General features: G+C 70.1%; 19 protein-coding genes. 3 read left to right on the forward strand and 16 right to left on the reverse strand.

The window, feature by feature from the left end:
- Positions 1 to 101: 101 nt before the first annotated feature.
- The 9 genes from ACWD4G_RS09115 to ACWD4G_RS09155 form a co-directional block, all read right to left on the reverse strand.
- Positions 102 to 710 carry a sarcosine oxidase subunit gamma gene (locus tag ACWD4G_RS09115; RefSeq protein WP_451291756.1) on the reverse strand — a complete coding sequence of 203 codons (609 nt, stop codon included), beginning with the start codon at positions 708 to 710 and terminating at the stop codon, positions 102 to 104.
- Entirely contained in the window at positions 703 to 4029 is a 3327-nt protein-coding gene (locus ACWD4G_RS09120; protein WP_451291758.1) for a sarcosine oxidase subunit alpha family protein, read from the reverse strand. Before ACWD4G_RS09120 ends, ACWD4G_RS09115 begins: the two co-directional genes overlap by 8 nt.
- Positions 4030 to 4049: 20 nt before the next feature.
- The gene (locus tag ACWD4G_RS09125) at positions 4050 to 5282 is read right to left on the reverse strand and encodes a sarcosine oxidase subunit beta family protein (RefSeq protein ID WP_451291760.1); all 1233 of its coding nucleotides are present in this window, start codon (positions 5280 to 5282) and stop codon (positions 4050 to 4052) included.
- Positions 5283 to 5322: 40 nt separating this feature from the next.
- On the reverse strand, positions 5323 to 6183 hold the full coding sequence (locus tag ACWD4G_RS09130; protein ID WP_451291762.1) for a bifunctional methylenetetrahydrofolate dehydrogenase/methenyltetrahydrofolate cyclohydrolase: 861 nt from the start codon (positions 6181 to 6183) through the stop codon (positions 5323 to 5325).
- 123 nt (positions 6184 to 6306) lie between these two features.
- Positions 6307 to 8745: a GcvT family protein gene (locus ACWD4G_RS09135; protein WP_451291764.1), complete on the reverse strand. Its 2439-nt coding sequence runs from the start codon at positions 8743 to 8745 to the stop codon at positions 6307 to 6309.
- 334 nt (positions 8746 to 9079) lie between these two features.
- Positions 9080 to 10054 (reverse strand): ABC transporter substrate-binding protein, encoded by a 975-nt coding sequence (locus ACWD4G_RS09140; RefSeq protein WP_451291766.1) that lies wholly within the window; start codon positions 10052 to 10054, stop codon positions 9080 to 9082.
- A 13-nt stretch (positions 10055 to 10067) separates the two neighbouring features.
- Positions 10068 to 12068: an ABC transporter permease gene (locus ACWD4G_RS09145; protein WP_451291768.1), complete on the reverse strand. Its 2001-nt coding sequence runs from the start codon at positions 12066 to 12068 to the stop codon at positions 10068 to 10070.
- Positions 12065 to 13156: a quaternary amine ABC transporter ATP-binding protein gene (locus ACWD4G_RS09150; protein ID WP_451291770.1), complete on the reverse strand. Its 1092-nt coding sequence runs from the start codon at positions 13154 to 13156 to the stop codon at positions 12065 to 12067. Before ACWD4G_RS09150 ends, ACWD4G_RS09145 begins: the two co-directional genes overlap by 4 nt.
- A 20-nt stretch (positions 13157 to 13176) precedes the next feature.
- On the reverse strand, positions 13177 to 14646 hold the full coding sequence (locus tag ACWD4G_RS09155) for an aldehyde dehydrogenase family protein (protein ID WP_451291772.1): 1470 nt from the start codon (positions 14644 to 14646) through the stop codon (positions 13177 to 13179).
- Positions 14647 to 14867: 221 nt separating this feature from the next.
- On the opposite strand from ACWD4G_RS09155, the gene purU reads away from it, so the two are divergent.
- On the forward strand, positions 14868 to 15740 hold the full coding sequence (purU, locus tag ACWD4G_RS09160) for a formyltetrahydrofolate deformylase (RefSeq protein WP_451291774.1): 873 nt from the start codon (positions 14868 to 14870) through the stop codon (positions 15738 to 15740).
- Between the two features lie 78 nt (positions 15741 to 15818).
- Here the strand turns inward: purU and ACWD4G_RS09165 are convergent, their stop codons facing one another.
- Together ACWD4G_RS09165 and betA are read right to left on the reverse strand one after the other, a co-directional pair.
- Positions 15819 to 16655: a 5,10-methylenetetrahydrofolate reductase gene (locus ACWD4G_RS09165; protein WP_451291776.1), complete on the reverse strand. Its 837-nt coding sequence runs from the start codon at positions 16653 to 16655 to the stop codon at positions 15819 to 15821.
- Between the two features lie 2 nt (positions 16656 to 16657).
- Positions 16658 to 18328, reverse strand: coding sequence for a choline dehydrogenase (betA, locus tag ACWD4G_RS09170; protein ID WP_451291778.1), 1671 nt, complete (start codon positions 18326 to 18328; stop codon positions 16658 to 16660).
- Positions 18329 to 18528: 200 nt separating this feature from the next.
- Here betA and ACWD4G_RS09175 point away from each other — a divergent pair, with 200 nt between their 5' ends.
- Positions 18529 to 19275, forward strand: coding sequence for an IclR family transcriptional regulator (locus ACWD4G_RS09175; protein WP_451291779.1), 747 nt, complete (start codon positions 18529 to 18531; stop codon positions 19273 to 19275).
- A 23-nt stretch (positions 19276 to 19298) separates the two neighbouring features.
- Here ACWD4G_RS09175 and ACWD4G_RS09180 read toward each other — a convergent pair whose 3' ends face one another.
- From ACWD4G_RS09180 to ACWD4G_RS09200, 5 genes are all read right to left on the reverse strand, one after another.
- Complete coding sequence (locus ACWD4G_RS09180; RefSeq protein WP_451291781.1) at positions 19299 to 20429, reverse strand: aromatic ring-hydroxylating oxygenase subunit alpha; 1131 nt, start codon at positions 20427 to 20429, stop codon at positions 19299 to 19301.
- A 127-nt stretch (positions 20430 to 20556) separates the two neighbouring features.
- Positions 20557 to 21720 (reverse strand): NAD(P)/FAD-dependent oxidoreductase, encoded by a 1164-nt coding sequence (locus tag ACWD4G_RS09185; RefSeq protein ID WP_451291783.1) that lies wholly within the window; start codon positions 21718 to 21720, stop codon positions 20557 to 20559.
- Complete coding sequence (locus tag ACWD4G_RS09190) at positions 21717 to 22079, reverse strand: bifunctional 3-phenylpropionate/cinnamic acid dioxygenase ferredoxin subunit (RefSeq protein ID WP_451291785.1); 363 nt, start codon at positions 22077 to 22079, stop codon at positions 21717 to 21719. Before ACWD4G_RS09190 ends, ACWD4G_RS09185 begins: the two co-directional genes overlap by 4 nt.
- 230 nt (positions 22080 to 22309) lie before the next feature.
- Entirely contained in the window at positions 22310 to 22945 is a 636-nt protein-coding gene (locus ACWD4G_RS09195) for an MBL fold metallo-hydrolase (protein ID WP_451291787.1), read from the reverse strand.
- Positions 22942 to 24027 carry an S-(hydroxymethyl)mycothiol dehydrogenase gene (locus ACWD4G_RS09200; protein WP_451291789.1) on the reverse strand — a complete coding sequence of 362 codons (1086 nt, stop codon included), beginning with the start codon at positions 24025 to 24027 and terminating at the stop codon, positions 22942 to 22944. Before ACWD4G_RS09200 ends, ACWD4G_RS09195 begins: the two co-directional genes overlap by 4 nt.
- A 239-nt stretch (positions 24028 to 24266) precedes the next feature.
- Between ACWD4G_RS09200 and ACWD4G_RS09205 the strand changes: the two genes are divergently transcribed.
- Positions 24267 to 25505: a hypothetical protein gene (locus ACWD4G_RS09205; protein ID WP_451291791.1), complete on the forward strand. Its 1239-nt coding sequence runs from the start codon at positions 24267 to 24269 to the stop codon at positions 25503 to 25505.
- Positions 25506 to 25575 lie beyond the last annotated feature (70 nt).

The following is a 25575-nucleotide window of genomic DNA, read 5'->3' on the forward strand; positions in this document are numbered from 1 at the left end:
GCCTCGACCATGCCGAGGGGCCCCTCCGGGAGATCGACGCACGGTCGCCGTCTCCCGGAGGGACACCTCACCCGCGGTGCGGCGCGGGCGGGTGGGGGCGGTCAGATGTACTCCGTCGCCGCGTCCAGGAGCCAGTCGGTCAGATAGCCCGCGAAGGACGAGCGGACCAGCACCCAGAAGCCGGAACGGGGTTCGAGCTCGTCCCGGGCGACGAGGACGACCTGGGTACGGCCCAGGGTCGTCTGGGCGCAGCGGCCCGGCCCGAAGGCCCGTGGGTGCAGATCCAGCGAGCAGCCGTGGGCGAGGACGTCTCGGGCGCGCGGGCCCGCGACCAGGAGCGTGGTCCGCTGGGCGGAGACGTCGGTGACCGACACCGGTTCGTCCCCGGCGGCTTCACGGACACGCCACTCCAGCTCCCGCGCCCCATCGGGCGGAGCCACCAGCAGCCATTCGTCCGGCCCCAGCCACAGTGCCGTCAGCTCCCCCGACCGTACGACGGTGTCGGGCTCCAGGGGCAGGGCGAACCCCAGGGCCAGGGACACGGCGTCGGCCGCCGGGCCCTTGGGGTCGAGACGGATGTCGAGCTGGGTGAGGAAGGGCAGCTCGGCCAGCCGGACGGCGCCCCGCGAGGTGCGGGTCGCCGTGGCCAGCCGGTCCGTCGCGGTGGCGAGCGGGCTGCGGAGGGGGACGGTCGGGGTGGTGTCAGCCATCGCGGCGGGCTCCCTCGGGGTCGAAGAGGACGGGGCTGGCGACCGTCACCGGGACCAGTCGGTCACCCACGGGGGCGTAGAGGCGTTCGCCGATCCGGTCGCGCCCGCCCTTGACCAGGGCCAGGGCGAAGGTGCGGCCGAGGGCGGCGCTGCGGTAGCTGGAGGTGACATGGCCCAGCATCGGCACCGGCGGGGCCGGCAGCTCGCTGTCGGCGACCAGGTGGGTGCCCTCGGGAAGGAAGGCGCCGGGGTCCTCGGGGAGCAGACCGACCAGATGCTTGCGGTCGGGGCGGGAGGTGTCGGCGCGGGCGTACGAGCGCTTGCCGATGAAGTCGGGCTTCTTCTTCGACACCACCCAGCTCATGCCCAGATCCTGGGGCGTGACGGTGCCGTCCGTGTCCTGGCCGATGATCGGGTAGCCCTTCTCGGCGCGCAGGACGTGCATGGTCTCCGTGCCGTACGGGGTGATGCCGTAGGGGGCGCCCGCCTCGTACACTGCCTCCCACAGGGCGACGGCCTGCCACGGGGACACATTGATCTCGAAGGCCAGTTCGCCGGAGAAGCTGATCCGGCAGACGCGGGCGTCGATGCCCGCCACCTGCGTCTCGCGCCACGCCATGAAGGGGAAGTCGTCGTTCTCGACGGCCAGTTGGGGTGCGAGGGAGCCGAGGACGGCGCGTGAGCGGGGGCCGACCAGGGCGACCGTGGCCCACTGTTCGGTGACCGAGGTGCAGTGGACGCGCAGGTCCGGCCACTCCGTCTGCGCCCACTCCTCCATCCAGTCCAGGACGGTGGCCGCGTTGCCTGTCGTGGTGGTGACCAGGAAGCGGTCGGGGGCGACGCGGATGACCGTGCCGTCGTCGAAGACCATGCCGTCCGGCTTGCACATCACGCCGTAGCGGATCATGCCGACCTTCAGGGTGCTCATCATGTTGGTGTAGAGCCGGTCCAGGAAGACGGCGGCGTCCGGTCCCTGGACGTCGATCTTGCCGAGGGTGGAGGCGTCCATGAACGCCACGCCCTCGCGGGCCGCCCGGCACTCGCGCAGTACGGCGGTCTCCATGTCCTCGCCGTCCCGCGGGTAGTACCAGGGGCGCTTCCACTGTCCGACGTTCTCGAACAGGGCGCCGTGCGCCACATGCCAGTCGTGCAGCGCCGTCGTACGGACCGGGTCGCTCAGTACGCCCCGGTCTCGGCCAGCGAGCGCGGCGAAGGACACCGGCGTGTACGGCGGACGGAACGTCGTCGTACCGAGGGCCGAGATGTCCACGCCCAGCAGTTCGGCGACGACGCCGCTGGCCAGGACGCCGGAGGTCTTGCCCTGGTCGTTGGCCGTTCCTGCCGTCGTGTACCGCTTGGTGTGTTCGACCGAGCGCATACCGGCGGCGGTGGCACGGGTCAGATCGGCGACCGTGACGTCCCGCTGGAGGTCCACGAAACGGGGGGCGTCCGGGGCGCCGGGGACGACGTAGAGGTGCATGGGGGCGGTCGGGTGCGGCCGGGGTGCGACCGCCGGGAGGCGGGAAGTGTCCGGGGTGTAGCCCTCGGCCTCGATGGCCCGGGCTCCGGCCGCCGCGCCCTGGGCCAGGACCTCGGCCGGGTCCAGGGTGCCGTTCGCGCTGCCGGCCACCTCGACCGCCTGGCGGCAGGTGTCGGGCACGAACGAGCCCAGCGCCTCGTCGTGGCGGAGCCTGCCGCCGGCCTGGCTGAACAGATGGGCCACCGGGTTCCAGCCGCCGGAGACCAGCAGCAGGTCGGCGGCGAACTCCCGTTGCCCCGCCGACTCCCCGTACGGGGCAACGGTCACCGTGGTCAGCCGCGGGTCGCCCCCGGTGGCGGTGACCGCGTGGCCGGGGAGCACCTCGATGCCGGCCTCGCGGGCGCGGTCGGCCCACTCCCCCGGCTCGGGGCGGGTGTCGACGATCGCCGCGACGGTCACGCCCGCCGTGGCGAGGTCGAGGGCGGCCTCGTAGGCGCTGTCGTTGGTCGTGAAGACCACCGCGCGGCGGCCGGGGAGGACGCCGTGGCGGTTGACGTACGTACGGGCCGAGGCGGCCAGCATGACGCCGGGGCGGTCGTTGTCCGCGAAGGCGAGGGAGCGCTCGTGGGCGCCGGTGGCCAGGACCACGCGGCGGGCCCGGATGCGCCAGACGCGTTCCCGGGAGACGTGCTCGGGGGCGGCGGCGCCCAGGTGGTTGGTGCGGCGCTCCACGGCGAGGAGGTGGTTGTCGTCGTAGTAGCCGAAGACCGTCGTACGGGGCAGGACGCGGACCTCGGGGGCCTCGGCCAGACGGGCTGCCGTCTCCGCGACCCAGTCGAGGTGGTCGGCCGTGCCCAGGAGACTGCCGCCCGGCTCCGGTTGGTCGTCGGCGAGGATGACCCGGGCGCCGGTCGCCGCCGCTGCCGACGCCGCGGCGAGGCCCGCCGGGCCCGCGCCGACGATCAGCAGGTCGCAGTGGGCGTGTACGGCGTCGTAGCGGGCCGGGTCCGGGGCCGTGGCGAGGCGGCCCTGACCGGGGAGGCCGGTCGCCACCAGGCCGTCGTACAGCTCGACCGTGGTGGCGGGGAGCATCGGCTCGGGGAACGGGGCCTCGATCTGGATGACCGCGTTGGGTTCCTCGACGCCGGCCGAGAAGATGCCTCTTGGGCGGCCGAGCTTGATGCTGGTGCCGGTCTGGATGACGCCGTTGGCGAGAAGGGCGGAGGCGAGGGTGTCGCCGTGGTGGCCCTGGTACTCGGTGCCGTCGAAGGTGAAGGTGAGGGGGGTGTCTCGGGAGATTCGGCCTCGGGTGGGGTGGCGGAAGGGTTGGGTGGTGGGGGTGTCGGTGAGGGATTCAGCGCCCCCGCCGCCCCTGCCCTTCCCGTCCTGAAGGGGCTCCGCCCCTTCGACCCCGTCGGGGGCTACCGCCCCCGGGCCCCCGCTTTCGGCCTGAACGGCCTCGTCCTCAAACGCCGGACGGGCTGGAGATGTTGAGCCCTGAGACAAAGTGACCGGACCGGCTGAAGGGATCGCCGTCGGCCGAACAGTGGCCGTAAGGCGTTCCACCGTTTCCGGGCGGGCCTCGCCCGAGCGGTATACCGCCAGGATCTCGTTCGTCGCCGTGTCGCGTACCGCGTTGAACCAGCGGCGGCAGCCGGCCGCGTGGCTCCAGCGTTCCGCGAAGGGGCCCTTGGGGTTGGCGCGGAAGAAGAGGTAGCGGGCCCATTCCTCGTCGGTGAGGTCCCCGGGGGTCTCGGGGTACGGGATGTGGGCCTCGCCCCCGTAGTGGAACTCGACTTCGTCGCGGGGTCCGCACCAGGGGCAGGGGATCAGCAGCATGGGGTCGGCTCCTAGTGGTCCTAGTGGGCCACCGCGGCCGCGCCGTGCTCGTCGACGAGCGCGCCGGTGGTGAAACGGTCGAGCGAGAAGGGGGCGTTGAGGGGGTGGGGCTCGTCGTTCGCGATGGTGTGGGCGTAGACCCAGCCGACGCCGGGCGTGGCCTTGAAACCGCCGGTTCCCCAGCCGCAGTTGAGGTAGAGGTTGTCGACCGGGCTCAGGCCGACGATCGGTGACGCGTCGGGGCTGACGTCCACGATGCCGCCCCAGGTGCGCAGGACATGCGCGCGGGCGAAGATCGGGAACAGTTCCAGGGCCGCCGACATCTGATGCTCGATGATGTGGAAGGCGCCGCGCTGGGTGTACGAGTTGTACGCGTCGATGCCCGCGCCCATCACCAGCTCGCCCTTGTGCGCCTGGCTGACGTACACATGGACCGCGTTGGACATGACGACCGTGGGGTGGACAGGCTCCAGGAGTTCGGACACCAGGGCCTGGAGGGGGTGGCTCTGGACGGGGAGGTCGATTCCGGCCATGGCGGCGAGGACCGAGGTGTGGCCCGCCGAGCAGAGGGCCACCTTGCCCGCCGCGATCGGGCCCAGGGTCGTCCGGACGCCGACCACTCGCCCGCCGACCACGTCCAGACCTGTGACCTCGCAGTTCTGGATGATGTCCACGCCGGCGGCGTCCGCCGAGCGGGCCAGGCCCCAGGCCACGTGGTCGTGCTTGGCGATTCCGCCGCGCGGCTGGTAGGTGCCGCCGAGGACCGGGTAGCGCACGTCCGGCGAGGTGTTGACGATCGGGCAGACTTCCTTGACCTGCTCGGCGTCCAGCCACTCCGCGTCCACGCCGTTGAGGCGGTTCGCCTCGACGCGGCGGACGCTGTCACGGACGTCCTGGAGGCTGTGGGCCAGGTTCAGCACACCCCGCTGGGAGAACAGGATCGGGTAGTCCAGCTCCTCCGCCAGCCTCTCCCAGAGCTTCAGCGCGTGCTCGTAGATGCCGGCGCTCTCGTCCCAGAGGTAGTTGGAGCGGATGATCGTGGTGTTGCGGGCCATGTTGCCGCCCGCCAGCCAGCCCTTCTCCAGGACGGCCACCTTGGTGATGCCGTGGTTCTTGGCGAGGTAGTGGGCGGTGGCCAGGCCGTGACCGCCGCCGCCGACGATGACGACGTCGTACGAGCGCTTCGGCTCGGGGGTGCGCCACAGCCAGTCGGGGTGTTCGGGGAGTTCGGCGCCGGGGGTGCGGGGGCTCATCGGACGTCTCCGTCGTCTCCGTCGTGGGGCAGGGACAGGTTCATACGGCGTTCGCGTTCCTCTCGGCGGCCTCGACGACGTTGGCCAGCAACATCGCCCGGGTCATGGGGCCCACACCGCCGGGCATGGGCACGAGCCATCCGGCGACCGTCGCGGCCTCCGGGTGCACATCGCCGACCAGACCCTCGTCGGTGCGGGTGATGCCGACGTCCAGGACGGCCGCGCCGGGGCGCAGCATGTCCTTGGTGATCAGCCCGGGCGAGCCGGCGGCCGCCACGACGATGTCGGCCTCGCGTACATGCCAGGCCAGACCCTTGGTGCCGGTGTGGCACAGGGTCACGGTGGAGTTCTCGGAGCGGCGGGTGAGGAGGAGGCCGATCGGCCGCCCGACCGTGATGCCCCGGCCGATCACGCAGACGCGCGCTCCCGCGAGCGGTACGTCGTGGCGGCGGAGGAGTTCCACGATGCCACGCGGGGTGCACGGCAGCGGCGCCTCGACGCCCAGGGTCAGCCGACCGAGGTTGACGGGGTGCAGCCCGTCGGCGTCCTTGGCCGGGTCCATCCGCTCCAGCAGGGCTTTGGCGTCCAGGTGTGCGGGGAGCGGGAGTTGGACGATGTACCCGGTGCAGTCAGGGTCCGCGTTCAACTCGTCGATCACCTCTTCGACCTGCCGCTGCGAGGCGTCGGCGGGCAGATCCCGCCGGATGGAGGCGATCCCGACCTGGGCGCAGTCGCGGTGCTTTCCGGCGACGTAGGCACGACTGCCCGGGTCGTCACCGACGAGGACGGTGCCGAGCCCCGGCGGGCGTCCGCCGGTGACGATCAACTTGGCCACGCGTTCGGTGAGTTCGCGACGGATGTCCGCCGCGGTCGCCATGCCGTCAAGCAACTGTGCATTCACCGGCGGCACTCCTTCCAGGAGGCTGGGCTGCAGCGCCCCCATAGGGGCGCGGGGAACTGCGCGACCAACCACAAACCACCCGCAGCCGCTCGACAACCATCCACGGCACCCCCTACGAACACCTCACCCACGGAGACGAGACATAGTCGAGTCGAACAACGGCTCCTCCGCCACAACCGCCTCCACCCGCTGATCGAAGTAACCGATCTGCACGGCCGTCCCCGGAACGGCAAGCTCCGCAGGAAGCCACGCATAGGCAACCCCCTTGCCGATCGTGTACCCGTACGCGGCACTGGTGACGTACCCCACCGCCCGCTCCCCGTCGTACACCGGTTCCTTGCCCATGACGACCGACCAAGGGTCATCGATGGTGAGGCAGGTCAACTTGCGCCGGACATCACCCTTGCGCCGCTCCAACGCCGCCTTCCCGACGAAGTCCCCCTTGTCGAGCTTGACGGCGAAGCCGACCCCGGCCTCGTAGGGGTCGTGCTCGTACGTCATGTCGGTGCCGAAGGAGCGGTAGCCCTTCTCCAGGCGGAGGCTGTTGAAGGCGCCGCGTCCGGCGATGATGCCGCCGAGAGGCTGGGCCGCCTCCCACAGGATGTCCCAGAGCTTCTGGCCCTGGTCGGCGGTGGTGTACAGCTCCCAGCCGAGTTCGCCGACGTACGACAGGCGCATCGCGGTCACCGGGACGCTGCCGATGTAGGCGCGCTTGGCGCGGAAGTACTTCAGGCCGTCGTTGGAGAAGTCCTCGTCGGTGAGCGGCTGGAGTACCTTGCGGGCGAGTGGGCCCCACAGGCCGATGCAGCAGGTGCCGGGGGTGATGTCACGGACCTGGACGGTGCCGTCGGCGGGGAGGTGGCGGGTGAACCAGTCGAGGTCGAGGTTGCCGTTGGCGCCGACCTGGAAGAGGTCGCGGCCGAGGCGGGCGACCGTGACATCGCTGCGGATGCCGCCGTCGTCGTTCAGCAGCAGGGTGTACGTCACCGAGCCGACCGACTTGGCGACCTTGCTGGTGGTCAGGCCCTCCAGGAAGTCGGCGGCACCCGGGCCGGTGACCTCCAGGCGCTTGAGGGCGGTCATGTCGTACATCGCGACCGTCTCACGGGTGGCCTGCGCCTCGGCGCCGACGATGGGCGACCAGAACCGCGCGGCCCAGTCGTTGGGGGTGGGGATCGTACGGCCTTCCACCAGGGAGGCGTTGGCCTCGTACCACTGCGGGCGCTCCCAGCCGTTCGCCTCCAGGAAGAAGGCGCCGTGCTCCTGCTGGCGGGCGTGGAAGGGGCTGGTGCGGATCGGGCGCGGGTCTCCGGACGGTTGCAGCGGGTGCAGGATGTCGTAGACCTCGACGAAGTTCTGGCAGTCGCGGGCGAGGACGTACTCCGGGGAGAGCTGGTGCGGCTCGAAGCGGTTGACGTCGCACTCGTGGAGGTCGAACGAGGAGCAGTGGCCGTCGACCAGCCATTCGGCCATGGCCCGGCCCACACCGGCGGAGTGGGTGACCCAGACGGCCTCGGCGACCCAGAAGCCCTTGACGTCCCTCGATTCGCCGAGCAGGGGGAAGTTGTCGGTGGTGAAGGAGAACAGGCCGTTGATGCCCTCCTCGACCTTGGCTTCGCGGGTCGAGGGGAGCAGGGACTGGGTCTCGGTCCAGGCGTCCGCGAAGTCGTCCTCGGTGAACTTCAGGATCGACGGCATCTCGTCGGCCTCGTCCACGGAGAGGATCTCGTCGGCCGTGATGGGCATCGGGCGGTGGCCGTAGTAGCCGATGCCGATGCCGTCGAAGCGGTCGCGGTAGTAGAGGTCGGCGTCCTGGTGGCGCAGGATCGGGCGGATCGCCTCCTGCGTCTGGCCGGCGAGCGCCGGGATCGGGCCGGTCCAGGCGAGTTGGTGGGCCAGCGGGGTCAGCGGGAGGTTCATGCCGGCCATACGGGCGATCCTCGGGCCCCAGATGCCGGCGCAGCACACCACGATGTCGGCGTCCAGCTCGCCCTGGTCGGTGACGACGCCGGTGACCCGGCCGTCGCTCTGCCGGATGTCCAGGACCTCGTGGCGGGCCAGGAAGGTCACACCGCGCTCGGTGGCCCGGCGGATCTGGGCCTCCACGGCGAGGACCGCCTTGGCGAGACCGTCGGTCGGGACGAGGAGGCCGCCGAGGACCTTGTCCCGGTTGACCAGCGGGTGCTGCTCCACGCACTCGTCGGCGGTGAGCAGTCGGGCCTCGATGCCCCAGGCGGTGATCCAGCCGTGCCTGCGGTGCAGTTCCGCGAGGCGCTCGGGGGTGGTGGCCACTTCGAGGCCGCCGACCTGGAGGAAACAGGGCTTGCCGTCGACGTCCAGGGAGCAGAACTTCTCGACCGTGTAGCGGGCCATCTCGGTCATCGTCTTCGACGAGTTGGTCTGGAAGACCAGACCGGGAGCGTGGGAGGTGGAGCCGCCGGTGGCCGGCAGCGGGCCCTGGTCGACCACCGTCACCTCGGTCCAGCCTCGTGCCGAGATCTCGTCCGCGAGAGCCGCGCCAACGACGCCCGCTCCGATGATGACCACTCGGGGTCCCGCCATCGCCGCACCTCCGGTTTGAAAACCTGTCCAGCCGGTTCAGTTGCTGTTCTAGCTACCGCTCTAGTTGCTGTCTGCGCAACGCGATTCAGGTTGCGCAACTCAATGTGCCTGCCGTCCAGGTGGGTGTCAAGAGGTCCGGAAGGTCGGAGAACGGCGCTCGGGCCGGGACACCGCACGGAGCGCGAACGCGCAGGTGAGCGGGGAGAAGAGGTGGCCGGAACATGGCGATGCCCGGTGGGCGGTACGCCTGCGCGCGCACCGCCCACCGGGCACATTCGACCGTACGGACAGCTCGGTCCGGCCTGCGGCCTCCGGGCCCGCTGATCCTCCGGGGCTACTTGATCCAGGCCTCCACCTTGGACCTGTTGGCCTCGACCCACTTCTTCGCCGCCGCCTCCGGGGTCATCTTGTCGACCGCGATGTACTTGGCGACGGTGTTCTGGTCGTCGTTGGTCCAGCTGAAGTTCTTGACGAGGTCGTAGGCGGGGCTGCCGGACTCGGCGAACTTCGTGCTGACGATCTTGTCCAGTTTGTAGACCGGGTAGTCGCAGGCGACCTTGGCCGCGTCGGCGTCACAGCCCGCCGTGTACTCGGGCAGCTCGACCTTGACGAGCGGCACCTCCGAGATGAACCACTGGGGCTCGTAGAAGTAGCCGATCACCCATTCCTTGTCCTTCTCCGCCTTGCGGAAGGCCTGGATGAGCGCGGTCTCGCTGCCCGCGTACACCACCTTGAAGTCCAGCTTCAGGTTCTTGACGAGGGCCTCGTCGTTGGTGACGAACGAGGGGTCGCCGTCGAGGAGTTGGCCCTTGCCGCCGGACTCGGAGGTCTTGAACTCGGCCGCGTACTTGTTGAGGTTCTTCCAGTCGAGGATGTCCGGGTGCTCCTTGGCGAGCCACGGCGGCACATACCAGCCGATGAGACCTTCGTTGCCGGTGGCGCCGGCCTCGACAGCGGTCTTCTGGTCGGTGATGTACTTCTTCTTCAGATCGTCGTGGCCCCAGTTCTCCACGACGGCGTCGACCTCACCGGTGCCGAAGCCCTGCCAGGCGATCTCCTCCTTGAGGTCCTTCTGGACGACCTTGCAGCCGAGGTCCTGCTCGGCGACGTAGGCGAGGACGGCCGCGTTGGCCTCGTAGCCCACCCAGGGGTTGACGGCGATGTTGAAGGTGCCGCACTTGCCGGAGCCGTCCGAGCCGGAGTCCGCGGAGTCCTCACCGACCTTCGCGCCGCCGCAGGCCGTGAGGGTGAGGCCGAGAACGGCCAGGCCGGCCGCGCCGACTCTCCATGTTCTTGCTTGCCTTGCCATGGTCAGTGACTCCTTACGCGCCGGCACGTCGCGCCGCTGCCTGAGTGATCCGGTCGAACATGACTCCGAGAAGGACGATGGCCAGCCCCGCGGCGAGCCCCTTCCCGTACAGCTGTCCCTGCGAGAAGCCGGCCACGACGTCGTAGCCGAGGGCGCCCGCGCCTACCAGGCCGCCCACCACAACCATCGACAGCACATAGATCAGACCCTGGTTGGTGGCGAGGGTCAGAGCGCTGCGTGCCATCGGCAGCTGGACCTTGGTGATGATCTGCCGGGTGTCGCACCCGGCGGAGGTGGCCGCCTCCACCGTCGCCTGGGGCACATTGCGCACCCCATCCGCGATGATCTTGATGGCGACGGGTGCCGCGTAGACGACGGCGGCGACGATCGCGGTGAAGCGGGTGGCGCCGAACAGCGCGAGGAACGGCACCAGATAGACGAACGGCGGCATGACCTGCGCCGCGTCGAGGGTGGGCCGCATGACCCGGTCGGCGAGCCTGCTGCGGCCCATCCAGACGCCGAAGCCGATGCCGAGCAGCATGACGAGCACGGTGGCGACCAGGGTCGACGCCAGTGTGGTCATGCTGTCCGACCACACGCCGGTGGCGACGAGCAGTCCGACGCAGATCGCGGCGGTCACGCCCGCGCGCCAGCCGCCGAGGACCACGCCGAGGCCGATCAGGACCGCGCCGACGAGCCACCACGGCGAGTCGGTGAGCAGGGTCTGGAACGGGTTGAGCAGACCGTTGGTGAGGGCGTCGCGGAAGCCGTTGGTGAGGCCGGACAGACTGTCCTGGGCCCAGGTGGTGGCGGTGTCGGCGGCGCTCGCGATGGAGGTGCCGATGCCGCCCTCGCCGGGGAACTCCGCCGCCCAGACATAGGTGTTGGAGAGGTAGATCAGGACGGCCGTGACCGCCGCGCCCGCGCCGAGCAGGGGCTTCCGCCAGGTGAGGAAACGGCCGTCGGAGCCGCGGGCGTTCTCCTCGCGGGCGCTGGCGGCGGTGGTGACCCGGTCGAGGACGATCGCCATCACGACGATCGCGAGGCCCGCGTTGAAGGCCGTCCCCACGTCGAGGGACTGCAGGGCCGAGACGACGGTCTTGCCGAGGCCGGGCGCGTCGATGAGGGCCGCGATGGTGACCATGGCCAGGGCGGCCATGATCGTCTGGTTGACGCCCATCACCACGGTCCGCTTCGACATCGGCAGCAGCACCTTCAGCAGCGACTGCCCTCTGGTCGAGCCCAGTGACTCGGCGGCCTCGACCGTGGTGTGCGGCACCGAGCGGATGGCGTGCGCGGTGATGCGGATGGAGGGCGGGGCGGCGTAGATGAGGGTGGCGATGGTGGCGGAGGCCGGGCCGATCTGGAAGAAGAGGGTCAGCGGGGCCAGATAGACGAAGGTCGGCATCGTCTGCATGAAGTCCAGGAAGGGCGTGATGACCCGGTTGAACCGGTCGGACAGCCCCGCCCACACGCCCAGCGGAATCGCGAACAGCAACGCCACGGCGACGGCCGAGACGGTCAGCGCCAGGGTGTCCATGCTCTCCTGCCACAGGCCCTGCAGCCCGAGGAAGGTGAAGCCGGCCACGGCCAGCAGCGCGACCCGCCAGTTGCCGACGGCCCAGGAGACGTAGCCGACGAGCCCGACGACGCCGAGCCAGCCGATCCACGGGACCGGGCGGCCCTCGGGGGCCTGCGAGATCAGCTCCTGGACGAAGGTCACCAGGGTGTCGATGACCAGGCGGATCTCATTGAAGAAGTAGAGGAAGAGCGGGTTGGAGTTGCGGTTGGCGCCGATCGAGTCGTTGACGTCGTTGAACCAGTGGTGCAGATCGGTGAGATCCGCCGCCGCGAGGGTGAGGGTCTGCTTGCCCCGGAAGACCCAGAAGAGCGCCAGCCAGGCGACGAGGATCGCGGCGACCACCATGGGCCGGGTGATCCTGCGTACGGCCCTGGCCGGAGCGAGAGGCTCCGGGAGTTCCGTCTTCTCGGGTTTCTCGATGGCGACGGTCATCGCGCGTCGCCTTCCTGCCCGGCGACCACCGCGAGGATCTCCTCGTCGCCGACGATGCCGAGCAGTTCACCGTTCTCGACGACCTTGACCGGTTTCTCGGCCGCGAGAACCGCGCGGGTGGCCTCGCGTACGACGACGTCGGGGCCCATCTCGGGGCCGTCGAGCTCGTCGCCGTCCTCCAGGGGGCGCATGATCCAGCGCAGGGTGAGGACATCGCCGCGCGGAACGTCCTTGACGAACTCGCGGACGTAGTCGTCGGCCGGGGCACCGACCAGTTCGTCGCCTGTGCCGCACTGGACCATTCTGCCGTCGCGCATGATGAGGATGCGGTCGCCGAGTTTGAGGGCCTCGGAGAGGTCGTGGGTGATGAACACCATGGTCTTGCCGACCTCGTGGTGGAGGCGGATGACCTCGTTCTGCATGTCCCGGCGGATCAGCGGGTCGAGTGCGGAGAACGGTTCGTCGAAGAAGAGGACGTCGGGGTCGCCCGCCAACGCCCTTGCCAGACCGACGCGTTGCTGCATTCCGCCGGAGAGCTGGTCGGGGTAGGAGTTCTCGTAGCCGGCGAGGCCGACCAGTTCCACGACCTCCAAGGCCCGTCTGACGCGTTCGGCCTTGCCCATGCCGCGGATCTCCAGGCCGAAGGCCACGTTGTCGACGACCCTGCGGTGCGGCAGCAGCCCGAAGTGCTGGAAGACCATGGAGAACTTGTTACGGCGCAGTTCGCGCAGCCGGGCGGCGTCGGCGTCGCGGATGTTCTCGCCCTCGAAGACGATCTCCCCGGCGGTGGGTTCGATCAGCCGGGTGAGACAGCGCACGAGGGTGGACTTGCCCGAGCCGGACAGACCCATGACGACGAAGACCTCGCCGGGCGCCACCTCGAAGTCGATGTCGCGCACGGCGGCGGTGCAGCCGGTGCGGTCCATGAGTTCACGGCGGGTGAGGCCGCACAACTCCTCGGACTGGGGCACCCGCTCGGCCTTCGGCCCGAACACCTTCCACAGATTGCGCACGGATATGACCGGCGTACCGTCCGATTCCCGGGGTGTGCCGCGCCGCTGGGGCGCCACGGTCTGCGTTGGGGTCACGATCGACCTCTTTTCGGCGTTCAGCCGCGGAACCAGCGCTGCGGCCGGGGTTGGATGTTCTGCCAGATGTGCTTGGGCTCCCGGTATTCGTTCAGGCCGGTCGGTCCCAGTTCCCGGCCCACTCCCGAGTGCCCGAAACCACCCCATTCCGCTTGCGGCACATAGGGGTGGTAGTCGTTGATCCACACCGTGCCGTGGCGCAGCCGTCGGGCGACCCGCTGGGCCTTTCCGGCGTCCTGGGTCCAGACGGCCCCGGCGAGCCCGTACTCGGTGTCGTTGGCGATGCGTACGGCGTCGTCCTCGTCGGTGAAGCGCTCGACGGTGAGGACGGGTCCGAAGGACTCCTCACGCACCACCCGCATGTCCTGCCGGCACTCGTCGAGGACGGTCGGCGGGTAGTAGTGGCCGCCGGCGAGGGCCGGGTCGGTGGGGCGGGCGCCGCCGCAGCGCAGGACGGCGCCCTCGGCGAGGCCGGCGGCGACATACGCCTCGACCTTGGCCAGATGCTGGGCGGAGATCAGCGCGCCGGTCTCGGCGTCCGCGTCGAAGGGCCCACCGAGGCGGATCAGCTCGGCCCGGCGGACGACCTCGTCGACGAAGCGGTCGTGGAGGGAGTCCTCGACGATGAGGCGGGCGCCGGCGGAGCAGACCTGGCCGGAGTGCAGGAAGACGGCGGTCAGGGCGAAGTCGACGGCGGTCTCGAAGTCGGCGTCGGCGAAGACCACGTTGGGGTTCTTGCCACCGAGTTCCAGGGCCACCTTCTTCACGGTGGCCGCGGCGGTGGCCATGATCCGCTTGCCGGTCTCCAGGCCGCCGGTGAAGGAGACCATGTCGACGTCGGGGTGCTCGGAGAGGGGTGCGCCGACCTCGGGTCCGGTGCCCAGGACGAGGTTGGCGACTCCGGCGGGCAGTCCGGCCTCGGCCAGGGCCTTCATCAGCAGAACGGAGGTGGAGGGGGTCAGCTCACTGGGCTTGAGGATGATCGTGTTGCCCGCGAGGAGCGCCGGGGCGACCTTCCAACTGGCTTGCAGCAGCGGGTAGTTCCAGGGGGTGATCAGCCCGCAGACGCCGATCGGCTCGTACACCACGCGGCTGACGGCGTCGTCCCGGCCGGTGTCGATGACCCGGCCGGCGTCGGTGCCGCCGAGTCCGCCGTAGTAGCGGAAGCAGGAGACCACGTCGGCGATGTCGTACGCGCTCTCGACCAGCCGTTTTCCGGTGTCGAGGGATTCGGCGCGGGCGAAGTCCTCGGCGTCGCGCTCGATGATGTCGGCGGTGCGCAGCAGCAGGGCGCCGCGCTCGCGCTCGGACGTGTGCGGCCAGGGGCCCTGGTCGAAGGCGCGGCGGGCGGCGGCGATCGCCGCCTCGGCGTCGGGCCGGGTCCCCTCCGCGACGGTCGCGGCCAGGGTGCCGTCGGCGGGACATCGGATTTCCCGGCGGCCCCCGGCCACCGGTTCGCGCCACTCACCCTCGACATACAGATCTGCCACGCGCCGTGCCCTTCGACCGAATTACGAGTTGCGCATTGTGCATCAGATTGCTTGTGGTGGAACACCCTGGCGAACGCATGGTCGAACGTCAAGAGGTTGGTCGATGACGATTTCCCCATGCGGGCAGTTGGCCACCCTCCCTTGACCGCGAGCGACACCCCACCCACCATGTTGCGTATCGCTCACCCTGTTGTGCATTACGCACCATCGGAGGCCTTGATATGTCCCCTCGACCGCAGCCGGGCCGTGAGTTCGTCCTCACCCTGTCCTGTCCCGACAGCGCCGGACTGGTCCACGCCGTGAGCGGCTTTCTCGTCAGGAACTCGGGCAACATCCTGGAGAGCCAGCAGTTCGACGACCGTCTCCAGGGCCGCTTCTTCATGAGGGTCCACTTCGACGTGTCGGACCCCACGGCCGATCTGGAAAATCTGCGTTACAGGTTCGGTCCCGTCGCCCAGGCGTACGGGATCTCCTGGAGCCTGCGCGACGCCTCGACGCCGACCCGCACACTGATCATGGTGTCCAAGTTCGGCCACTGTCTGAACGACCTGCTGTTCCGCAAGAGCACCGGCGCCCTGAACATCGAGATCCCGGCGATCGTCTCCAACCACCGGGAATTCGAAGGCCTGGCGGAGACGTACGGCGTGCCCTTCCACCACGTCCCGGTCACCAGGGACACCAAGCCCGAGGCCGAGGCCCGCCTCCTCGACCTGGTGCGTGAACTGGACATCGACCTGGTCGTCCTGGCCCGCTATATGCAGATCCTCTCCGACGACCTCTGCAAGGAGCTGGAGGGCCGCGCGATCAACATCCACCACTCCTTCCTGCCCAGCTTCAAGGGCGCCCGGCCCTACGACCAGGCCTACGACCGGGGTGTGAAGCTGGTCGGGGCGACGGCGCACTATGTGACGTCGGACCTGGACGAGGGCCAGATCATCGAGCAGGACGTGGTCCGCGTGGACCACTCCCTCGACCCCGGCGAACTGGTCACGGTCGGCCGAGACGTGGAGGCCCAGGTCCTCGCCCACGCCGTGAAGTGGCACAGCGAGAGCCGGGTGATGGTCGACGGCAACCGCACGGTCGTCTTCCGCTGACGGTAGATCTCCGTATACGAACGCCGGACGGGCTCAAAGCCCGTCCGGCGTTCGACGTTCGGCGTTCGGGGGGTGCGCTCACCCCTCCAGCCGCTCCAACACCCTCCGCCGCCACCTCTCCGTCTCGGCGATCTGATTGAACGTGAACAGGTGCAGGCCCGCCACCCCGGACGAGGGGGCGGTGAGCGCGCCCTCCGTCCGCGTGAGCAGCTTCTCCGGCGAGTACCCACCGGGCGCGGCGAACCGCAGGAACCAGGACGCGTGCTTGGTCAGGAAGCGCGTCGACTCCCCCACCCCGATCTTCGTCGCCATGGCCAGCAGCTTCGCCCGCTGCACGGGCCCCGCGACGCCCACATGGACGGGCAGGGCGATGTTCCGGCGTCGTATACGGGCGAGCCACTCCCCGAGCACCCGTGGATCGAAGCAGAGGTTGCTCACGATGTAGGTGGCATGCTCGCGCTTGTCCCACATCGACTGGACGGTGATGTCGTCGTGGATGAGCGGATGGCTCTCGGGGTAGCCGGTGACGCCGACCCGGGCGAAGGGACCGCCCAGCTCGGTCAGCCGGCGCAGTACGGGCAGGGCGCCCTCGTAGGGCCCGGCCGGTGGGTCGGCGTCGCCCGCCGGTACGAAGACATCGTCGACGCCCGTCTCACGGAGCCGGTCGACGACGTCCTTGAGGTGGACGTCGTCCCGCAGCAGCCGCGCGGGCACATGCGGGACGACGCGGAAGCCGTGCGCGGCCAGCCGGCCGGCGAGGTCGAGCGTCGGCTCCAGGCCCTTGACCGGCGACGCCGTCACAGTGACGACGACATCGCGCGGGACATGGGCGAGGACCTTCTCCTCGGTCGCCTTCGCGGGCAGCACCTCGTAGCGGACGCTGTCGAGCAGCGTCCGGAGTCCTGCGGCGGCCAACGTCAGCCCGCCTGCTTCTGGGCGTCGCGGTGGCGGTAGTACACGGCCTTCGACGCCGGGAGCGGCTGCTTGCCGAGGATCAGATCGGCGGCCTTCTCGGCGATCATCATCACCGGCGCGTAGATGTTGCCATTGGTGACGTACGGCATCACGGACGCGTCGACGACGCGCAGGCCCTCGACGCCGTGGACGCGCATGCTGGTGGGGTCGACGACGGCCATCTCGTCAGTGCCCATCTTGCAGGTGCAGGACGGGTGCAGGGCGGTCTCGCCCTCCTTGGCGACCCAGGCGAGGATCTCCTCGTCCGACTCCACCTTCGGCCCGGGCGACAACTCGCCGCCGTTGTAGGGGGCGAGCGCGGGCTGGCCCAGGAGTTCGCGGGCGACGCGGATCGCCTCGACCCATTCGCGGCGGTCCTGCTCGGTGGAGAGGTAGTTGAAGCGGAGCGCCGGGTGTTCGCGCGGGTCCCTGCTCCTGATCTTCACCGAGCCGATGGCGTCGGAGTACATCGGGCCCACATGGACCTGGTAGCCGTGGCCGCCGGAGGGCGAGGAGCCGTCGTAGCGGACCGCGACGGGCAGGAAGTGGAACATCAGGTTGGGGTAGTCCACGTCCTCGTTGCTGCGGGCGAAGCCGCCGGCCTCGAAGTGGTTGGTGGCCGCCGGGCCCTTGCGGAAGAGCCACTGCAACCCGATGAACGGGGCACGCCACTTGGCCATGTACGGCTGCATGGAGACGGGCTGCTTGCAGGCGTACTGGACGTAGACCTCCAGATGGTCCTGGAGGTTCTCGCCGACGCCGGGCAGATCGTGGACGACGTCGATGCCGAGGGCGCGCAGTTCCTCGGCGTTGCCGACACCGGAGAGCTGGAGCAGCTGGGGGGAGTTGATGGCGCCGCCGCACAGGATGACCTCGCGCGCACGCACCCGCTGGAGGGCGCCCCGGCCGCGCCGGTACTCGACGCCGACGGCCTTCTTGCCCTCGAAGAGGACACGGGTGACCAGGGCCCGGGTGGTGACGGTGAGGTTGGGCCGCTTCCTCGCGGGCTTGAGGTATGCCTTCGAGGCCGACAGCCGGCGTCCGCGGTGGACATTGCGGTCGAACTTGGCGAAACCTTCCTGCCGGTAGCCGTTGACGTCGTCGGTGGGGGCGTAACCGGCTTCCTCGGTGGCCTTCTGGAAGGCGGTGAAGAGGGGGTTGGTCGCCGGGCCGCGTTCGAGGACGAGGGGGCCGTCGTGGCCGCGGAACTCGTCGTCCGGGTCGGCGGCGAGACAGTTCTCCATACGCTTGAAGTACGGCAGACAGTGCGCGTAGTCCCAGCTCTCCATGCCCGGGTCGGCGGCCCAGCGCTCGTAGTCCATGGGGTTGCCCCGCTGGAAGATCATGCCGTTGATGCTGCTGGAGCCGCCGAGGACCTTGCCCCGGGCGTGATAGACGCGTCGGCCGCCCATATGGGGTTCGGGCTCGGACTCGTACTTCCAGTCGTAGAAGCGGCTGCCGATCGGATAGGTCAGCGCCGCGGGCATGTGGATGAAGACGTCCCACGGGTAGTCGGACCGGCCGGCCTCCAGGACCAGAACACGGTTCGCGGGGTCCGCGGAGAGTCTGTTCGCCAGTGCGCTGCCGGCCGAACCGCCGCCGACGATGACGAAGTCGTACTGCACTTCAGCCATGGTGCCTCGTCTCGCTCGCGCCATAGATACGCGACGCATGCTAGTACCGCCTCGCCATACGCACCAGGTTGCGAACAACGCAACTTCCGAGGTCTTGGTTTCGCGGATGTAACCACGGCGGTGTTGTTTACTGCGCGTATAGTTTCATTGTGAGCAACTACAGTGGTGATACCGAAACGTCCAATTCACAGTCCGGCGGCGTGCAGTCGGTCGACCGAGCCATCAGCGTCCTGGAGATCCTCGCTCAGCGCGGCGAGGCGGGCGTCAGCGAGGTGGCCGGCGAGATCGACGTTCACAAGTCCACCGCGTTCCGGCTGCTGGGCGCCCTGGAGGCGCGCGGTCTGGTGGAGCAGGCCGGGGAGCGCGGCAAGTACCGGCTGGGCTTCGGCATCGTCCGTCTCGCCGGAGCGGTCACCGGCCGTATCGACATCACCCAGCAGAGCCGCCCGGTGTGCGAGCGGCTGGCCGAGGAGATCGGCGAGACCGTCAACATCGCGGTGATGCAGGAGCACTACGCGATCAACCTGTACCAGGTGCGCGGCCCCGGAGCCGTCACGGCGCACAACTGGGTGGGCCAACTGACCCCGTTGCACGCCACGTCGAGCGGCAAGGTACTGCTGGCCCATCTGCCGTCCGGGGAACGGGCGGCGCTGTTCGCCGAGTCCGGCCTGAAGAAGGTCACGCCGCACACCATCACCGCCAGGACGAAGCTGGAGAAGCATCTCGGGGCGGTGCTGGAGCGCGGCTACGCCTACACCTTGGAGGAGTTGGAGATCGGGCTGCACGCCATGGCCGCGCCGATTCGCAATCGGGACGGGGAGGTCGTCGCAGCGCTGAGCGCGTCCGGGCCCGCGTACCGGTTCACCGAGGAGCGGCTGCACGAGCTGGCCCCGGTGCTGTTGAAGGGCGCGGAGGAGATCAGCCACCGTCTGGGGTACCTGGGCTGAACCGACCTCCCCCTGGGCGAGCCTTACGGCTGACCGGCGCCCAGGCGGTCGTTGACCCAGTCGTGGAAGGCACCGATGTGGTGCTCGCTCGGCACCAGTACGCCCCCTTTTGCGTACATACGTGAACTCATCCCCGGCTGTGTGCGCTCGCAGGCGTCGAAGTCCTGCTGGTTGACGCGGTGGAAGAGTTCGACGGAGCGGCTGACGTCCTTGCCGGTCTCCACGACGTGCGGCAGATACAGCCAGTCGCACTCGACGACCGTGCGGTCGACGGCCATCGGGTACATGCGGTGGAAGATGACGTGGTCGGGCACGAGGTTGATGAACACCTGCGGCTTGACGGTGATCGCGTAGTAGCGGCGGTCCTGGTCGTCGGCGACTCCCGGTATCCGGTCCAGGCCCTCGGAGCCGTCGACGGTGAAGCCCTGGACGTCCTCGCCGAACTCCGCGCCATGGCCCACGTAGTACTGGGCGGCATAGCCGTCCGCGAACTCCGGCAGGACCTCCGTCAGTTCGGGGTGGATCGTGGCGCAGTGGTAGCACTCCATGAAGTTCTCGATGATGAGCTTCCAGTTGGCCTTCACGTCATAGGTGATCCGCTTGCCGACGGAGAGGTTGTCGATGTCGTAGCGCTCGATCGACTCGACGTCGCCGAGGCGTTCCACGACCGCGCCCATCACGTCGTCCTCGAAGGAGGGCGGGTTCTCGGCGAGGCACACCCACACATAGCCGAGCCATTCGCGGGTGGCGATGGGCGCGAGACCGTACTCGGTACGGCCGACGTCGGGCATCTTGGTGAGGTTGGGGGCCGCGACGAGCTTGCCCGTCAGGTCGTATGTCCAGGCGTGGTACGGGCACTGGAAGGCGCGCTTGACCTCGCCGGACTCCTCCGCGCACAGCTTGGCGCCACGGTGCCGGCAGACATTGAAGTAGGCGCGGATCGAGTTGTCGCGGGCGCGGGTGACGAGGACGCTCTCACGGCCCACGTCGACGGTGCGGAAGGCGCCGGGCTTCGCCAGCTCCGACGAGCGGGCGACACAGAACCACATGGCCTCGAAGATGCGCTCCTGCTCCTGGGCGAAGATCCCGGGATCGGTGTACGAGGAGCCGGGGAGGGTGGCGATCAGGCTGTCCGGCAGGCTGGTCGAGGTCACAGTGCACTCCTCGGGAAACGTCGTGGATCGGTCATTCACGCGCCGGGAAGAGCGGCTCCGGACGGCGTTGGTGGATGGTGCGGGGGGGGTGGGGTGGTACGGGAGATGAAGTGCCGCTGGGGTGGTGTCAGGACGCCGGGCTGGCCAGGTCCTTGCGCCGGCGGGTGAAGAGGCGGGGCTGGTTCATGCCCAGCACGGCGACGGGCCGGCCCTCGCGGCGGTAGACCGCCAGGACGTTGCGGTCGTCCGGGGTGCCTTCCTCCACGGTGACGCTGTCGGCGCCTGCCGCGTGCCCGGCGAACTGGATCTTCACTCCGTACTGGTCGGACCAGAAGTACGGCGGCCGGGGCACTCCGGGCTCCACGGCACCGCCCGCCAGCAGGGTGGCGATGGCGGCGGCGGGGCGCTCCAGTGCTCCGGTCCAGTGCTCGACCCGGCGATGCCCGCCGGTTCGGGGGTCGTACCAGTTGGCGCAGTCGCCGACCGCGACCACACCGGCGAGGCTGGTGCGGCCGTCGGCGCCGCACTTGACGCCGTTGTCGAGCGTCACACCGGAGCCCTCCAGCCACTCGACACAGGGCCGGGCGCCGACGCCGACCACGACGATGTCGGCGGGGATGCTGCGCCCGTCCTCCATCAGCACGGCGTCTACGCGCCGCTCACCGCTGAGCCCCTTGACGCCCACACCGCACAACAGCCGTACGCCGTGGTCGTCATGGAGGGCGGAGACGATCGCGCCCATCTCCGCGCCGAGCGGTCCGGCGAGCGGGGTCGGGGCGACCTCGATCACGGTGACGTCGACACCGAGGGCGTAGGCGGTGGAGGCGACCTCGGCGCCGATGAAGCCGCCGCCGATCACCACCAGGCGTCCGCCCTGGGCCAGTTCGTCCCGCAGGGCGCGGGCGTCGTCCAGGGTGCGCAGGGTGTGCACCCCGGCGAGCCCTTCGGAGCCGGGCAGGGTGCGGGCGGCGGCGCCGGTCGCGATGACGATGCCGTCGGCGCGCAGGTCCCGGCCGTCGGAGAGCCGAACGGCACGGTCCACGCGGTCGAGTCCGGTGGCGCGGACGCCGAGCAGCCACTCGGCCGCCAGGTCCTCGCCCTCCGTCTCCAGCGCGAGATCGGCTTCGCCGAGGGTGCCCGCGAGGAATTCCTTGGACAGCGGGGGCCGGTCGTACGGGCGATGGAGCTCATCGCCGATGACGACGAGCCGTCCGTCGTAGCCCTGCTTGCGCAGTGAGCGCGCCGCCGACAGTCCGGCGAGCGAGGCGCCCACCACGGCCACCGTCCTCACGCGGCACCTCCGGCGAGGCGGGCCGAGATACAGGGCGGGAGGTTCGGGGCGTCCGTCGACAACTCGACGTAGACCATGCCGTCCTCGACGGTGACCTCGTGCGTACGGACCGGGAGCTTGGCCGGCGGGGCGTCGACGGCGCCGGTCCTCAGGTCGAACTTCGAGGCGTGCAGCGGGCATTCCACCTCACAGCCCTCCAGCCAGCCGTCGGCGAGCGAGGCGTCCTGGTGGGTGCAGGTGTCGTCAATGGCGAAGACCTCGCCGTCGTCGGTGTGGAACACCGAGACCGGTGGGTCGAGGTCGAGCCTGAGGGCCTCGCCTCGCGGGAGATCGGCGAGACGGCACGCGGGAATCTTCATGACACCTCGGGTGCGTATAGCGAAACGGATTGCGGTAAGCGCAACGTTAGTCTGAGGGCCGCTCCGAACGGTTGTCAAGGCATCAAAAGGGCCGGTTCGGACAGGCCTGCGCCCCGCTCTCCAGGCAGCTCGAAGCGCCCGGACCACCTGCGGAAACAGGCGGTACGGGCGCCGGGCGGGAGGCGGGCGGATGCCGGGTGGGAGGCGGGCGACGGCGGTCGGCGGGGCGGTCAGTGGCCCCGGTCGATCCACTCCTGAAGGTGCGGGGCCTCCGCCCCGATGGTGGTCGTCTCCCCGTGGCCGGTGTGCACGACGGTGTCGCCGGGCAGGGTGAGCAGCCGGTCGCGGATGGAGTCGATGATGGTCGGGAAGTGGGAGTAGGAGCGGCCGGTGGCGCCCGGGCCGCCCTGGAAGAGGGTGTCACCGCTGAAGAGGGCGGTGAGGGCGGGCGCGTGGAGGCAGACGGCGCCCGGGGCATGGCCGGGGGTGTGCAGCACGGTCAGCTCGATCCCGGCCACCGTGAGGAGTTGGCCGTCGGTCAGCTCGGCGTCGGGTGCGCGGTCGGGGTGGGTCTGCTTCCACAGCGGCAGATCGTCGGGATGGAGCAGGATCGGCGCTCCGGTGCGCTCGGCGAGGGCGGGGGCGGCGTCGATGTGGTCGTTGTGGGCGTGGGTGGACACGATGGCCACCACGCGCCGGCTGCCGACGGCCGCGGCGATCGCGTCGGCGTCGTGCGCGACGTCGATGACGACCACCTCGCTGTCGTCGCCGACGATCCACACGTTGTTGTCGACGTCCCAGGTGCCGCCGTCCAGGCTGAAGGTGCCGGAGGTGATGAGACGTTCGATGCGGGCGCCGGTCGTCACAGAACCACCACCGAGCGCAGGACGTCGCCGCCGTGCATCCGCTCGAAGGCCTTCTCGACCTCGTCGAGGGCGATGGTCTCGGTGACGAAGGCGTCGAGGTCCAGCCGGCCCTGGAGATAGAGGCCGATGAGCATCGGGAAGTCACGGGAGGGCAGGCAGTCGCCGTACCAGCTGGACTTGAGCGAGCCGCCGCGTCCGAAGACGTCGAGGAGCGGCAGCTCCAGCTTCATCTCGGGGGTGGGTACGCCGACCAGGACGACCGTCCCCGCCAGATCGCGGGCGTAGAAGGCCTGACGGTAGGTCTCCGGGCGGCCCACCGCCTCGATGACGACATCGGCGCCGAAACCGCCGGTCAGCTCGCGGATCGCGTCGACGGCGTCGGCGTTCTTGGAGTTGACGGTGTGGGTCGCGCCCAGCTTCGCGGCGGTCTGAAGCTTCCGGTCGTCGATGTCCACGGCGATGACCTTCGCCGCGCCCGCGAGGTGCGAGCCGACGACCGCCGCGGCACCGACACCGCCGCAGCCGATGACGGCGACGGTGTCACCGCGGCCGACACCGCCGGTGTTGATCGCCGCGCCGATACCGGCCATCACACCGCAGCCGAGCAGTCCGGCGGCGGCCGGGGAGGCGGCCCGGTCGACCTTGGTGCACTGGCCCGCCGCCACGAGGGTCTTCTCGGCGAAGGCGCCGATACCCAGCGCCGGCGACAGCTCGGTGCCGTCCAGCAAGGTCATCTTCTGCTTGGCGTTGTGGGTGTTGAAGCAGTATTGGGAGCGCCCGCGCAGACAGGCGCGGCACTGGCCGCACACCGCACGCCAGTTGAGGATCACGAAGTCGCCGGGGGCGACATCGGTGACACCCTCCCCCACCGACTCGACCACACCGGCCGCCTCGTGGCCGAGGAGGAAGGGGTAGTCCTCGCTGATGCCGCCCTCGCGATAGTGCAGATCGGTGTGGCAGACCCCGCAGGCCTCGATCTTCACCAGCGCCTCTCCCGGACCCGGGTCGGGCACGACGATCGTCTCCAGACCGACGGGGGCGCCCTTCGCGCGCGCGACGACAGCACGGACCTGCTGAGCCATGGCCACTCCTCGACCGTTACGAGACCCGGGGTTCTCCTGGTACAAGGCCCCGGGCCGAATGCCGGATGTTGCTCATTACGGCACGCATCTCATGTGCCGCAACACAGCATCGTGGAGCACCGGGCGGGGGTCAAGGTTCGGGATGCGGTGGAAAGTGCGCACGGCCGGCGACGCGGCCGCACGAGCGCCCACGTAATTGTGTGGTGGCCGAGAGGTGCGTCGGGGCAAGCTGCGCTGCGATGAATGAGGAATCCGGTGACGAGCCGGTCTACGCCTCGGCGCGTTCGGTCGAGGGGCTGTTGCAGCGGGGGCGCGGGCTGGGGGCGGTCCGGCTGTGCGAGGGCGCCATGGGCGCGGAGGCTTCCGCCGAGCTGGTGTACGGCGTCGTGCGGCATGACTGGCGTTGGGACTCGGTGGACGACCGGCATCTGTATCTGGCCCGGCTGATCCGCGAGCTGCGACTCGGTCTGGGGCCGGTGCGCGAACTGCTGGCCGGGGACGCGGACGACTGCGAGCGCGGCACCCTGATTCTGGAGCTACTTGCCCTGTCGGGGTCCGGTGAGGCCCGGGAGGCCCTGCGCGAGCATGTGCGCGAGGGCGAGCACTGGGTCGATGTGATCGAGTCGGTGGCCGGAATCTGGCCGGTGGAGTGGTGGGACGATCTGGCCGATGTCGCACGGGGGCGGCTGACCGGACAGGAGCCGCTGCTGTGGCGGTCGGACCCCTGGGTGCGCTGGGGGTTGGGCGGGCGGACCGCCGACCCCGGCCCCGCACCGCGCGAACGTCTCGACTGCGATACGGGGCCCGGTGGTCGACGGCTGCTTTCCGTCCTCGCCGATGCCGGGACGAGCCGCGGCGAGAAGGTCGAGGCCCTGCGTGTCCTCGCCGGACGGCCGCCGGAGCCGGGGCTGATCCCGTTGGTGCCCGGCCTTGCGGAGGTGAACGGTGAACTGCCGCTGCCCGGGCTGACACGCGCGGTCGAACGGCTCGGGGCTGGTGCCGTGCCCGCCGCCCGGGAGTGGGCGGCGGACGAGCGGCCCTGGCTGTCGTGGAACGGTGTGATGATCCTCGCGGAGCACGGTGACGTCCAGGACCTGCCCGTGCTGATCCGGGAACTCTCGGCCCTGGAAAGCGCACATCAGTGGTGCGGCCCCTCGTTCCTGGCCGACGGGCTCGCCCGGTTCGGGGCGGCGGCCTCGGAGGCGGCGCCCGTGCTGCGCCGGCTCTGGCTGCGCACCCCGCACTCCTACGAACGGCCCGCCTATCTGAACGCGCTCGCCGCCATCGCACCGGACGGGCTCGACCGTGCTTACGCCGAGTCCCTGTGGGACTGCGAATCGAACGCCCGGCTGCTGGGCATCGCCTCCGCGCCCGATCTGCCGTACGTCCGCGACCGCCTCGTACAGCTGCGGGACGACCCGATGGAGGAGGCCGAGGTGCGGGCCGCCGCCGCGGAGCGGCTGACCGGCGCCTCGTGAAGGGCCTCGTTGCGGGTACGCCGTTGCACACGCGCCTCTCGGTGGAACGTGACCCGGCCGTCCGGCTCCT

Source organism: Streptomyces sp. NPDC002643 (assembly GCF_053592555.1).

Coding starts and splice junctions, on each gene's coding strand:
- ACWD4G_RS09115 (WP_451291756.1), bottom strand. CDS start 710: ATGGCTGACACCACCCCGACCGTCCCCCTCCGCAGCCCGCTCGCCACC.
- ACWD4G_RS09120 (WP_451291758.1), bottom strand. CDS start 4,029: ATGCTGCTGATCCCCTGCCCCTGGTGCGGACCCCGCGACGAAGTCGAG.
- ACWD4G_RS09125 (WP_451291760.1), bottom strand. CDS start 5,282: ATGAGCCCCCGCACCCCCGGCGCCGAACTCCCCGAACACCCCGACTGG.
- ACWD4G_RS09135 (WP_451291764.1), bottom strand. CDS start 8,745: ATGGCGGGACCCCGAGTGGTCATCATCGGAGCGGGCGTCGTTGGCGCG.
- ACWD4G_RS09140 (WP_451291766.1), bottom strand. CDS start 10,054: ATGGCAAGGCAAGCAAGAACATGGAGAGTCGGCGCGGCCGGCCTGGCC.
- ACWD4G_RS09145 (WP_451291768.1), bottom strand. CDS start 12,068: ATGACCGTCGCCATCGAGAAACCCGAGAAGACGGAACTCCCGGAGCCT.
- purU (WP_451291774.1), top strand. CDS start 14,868: ATGTCCCCTCGACCGCAGCCGGGCCGTGAGTTCGTCCTCACCCTGTCC.
- betA (WP_451291778.1), bottom strand. CDS start 18,328: ATGGCTGAAGTGCAGTACGACTTCGTCATCGTCGGCGGCGGTTCGGCC.
- ACWD4G_RS09190 (WP_451291785.1), bottom strand. CDS start 22,079: ATGAAGATTCCCGCGTGCCGTCTCGCCGATCTCCCGCGAGGCGAGGCC.
- ACWD4G_RS09200 (WP_451291789.1), bottom strand. CDS start 24,027: ATGGCTCAGCAGGTCCGTGCTGTCGTCGCGCGCGCGAAGGGCGCCCCC.
- ACWD4G_RS09205 (WP_451291791.1), top strand. CDS start 24,267: ATGAATGAGGAATCCGGTGACGAGCCGGTCTACGCCTCGGCGCGTTCG.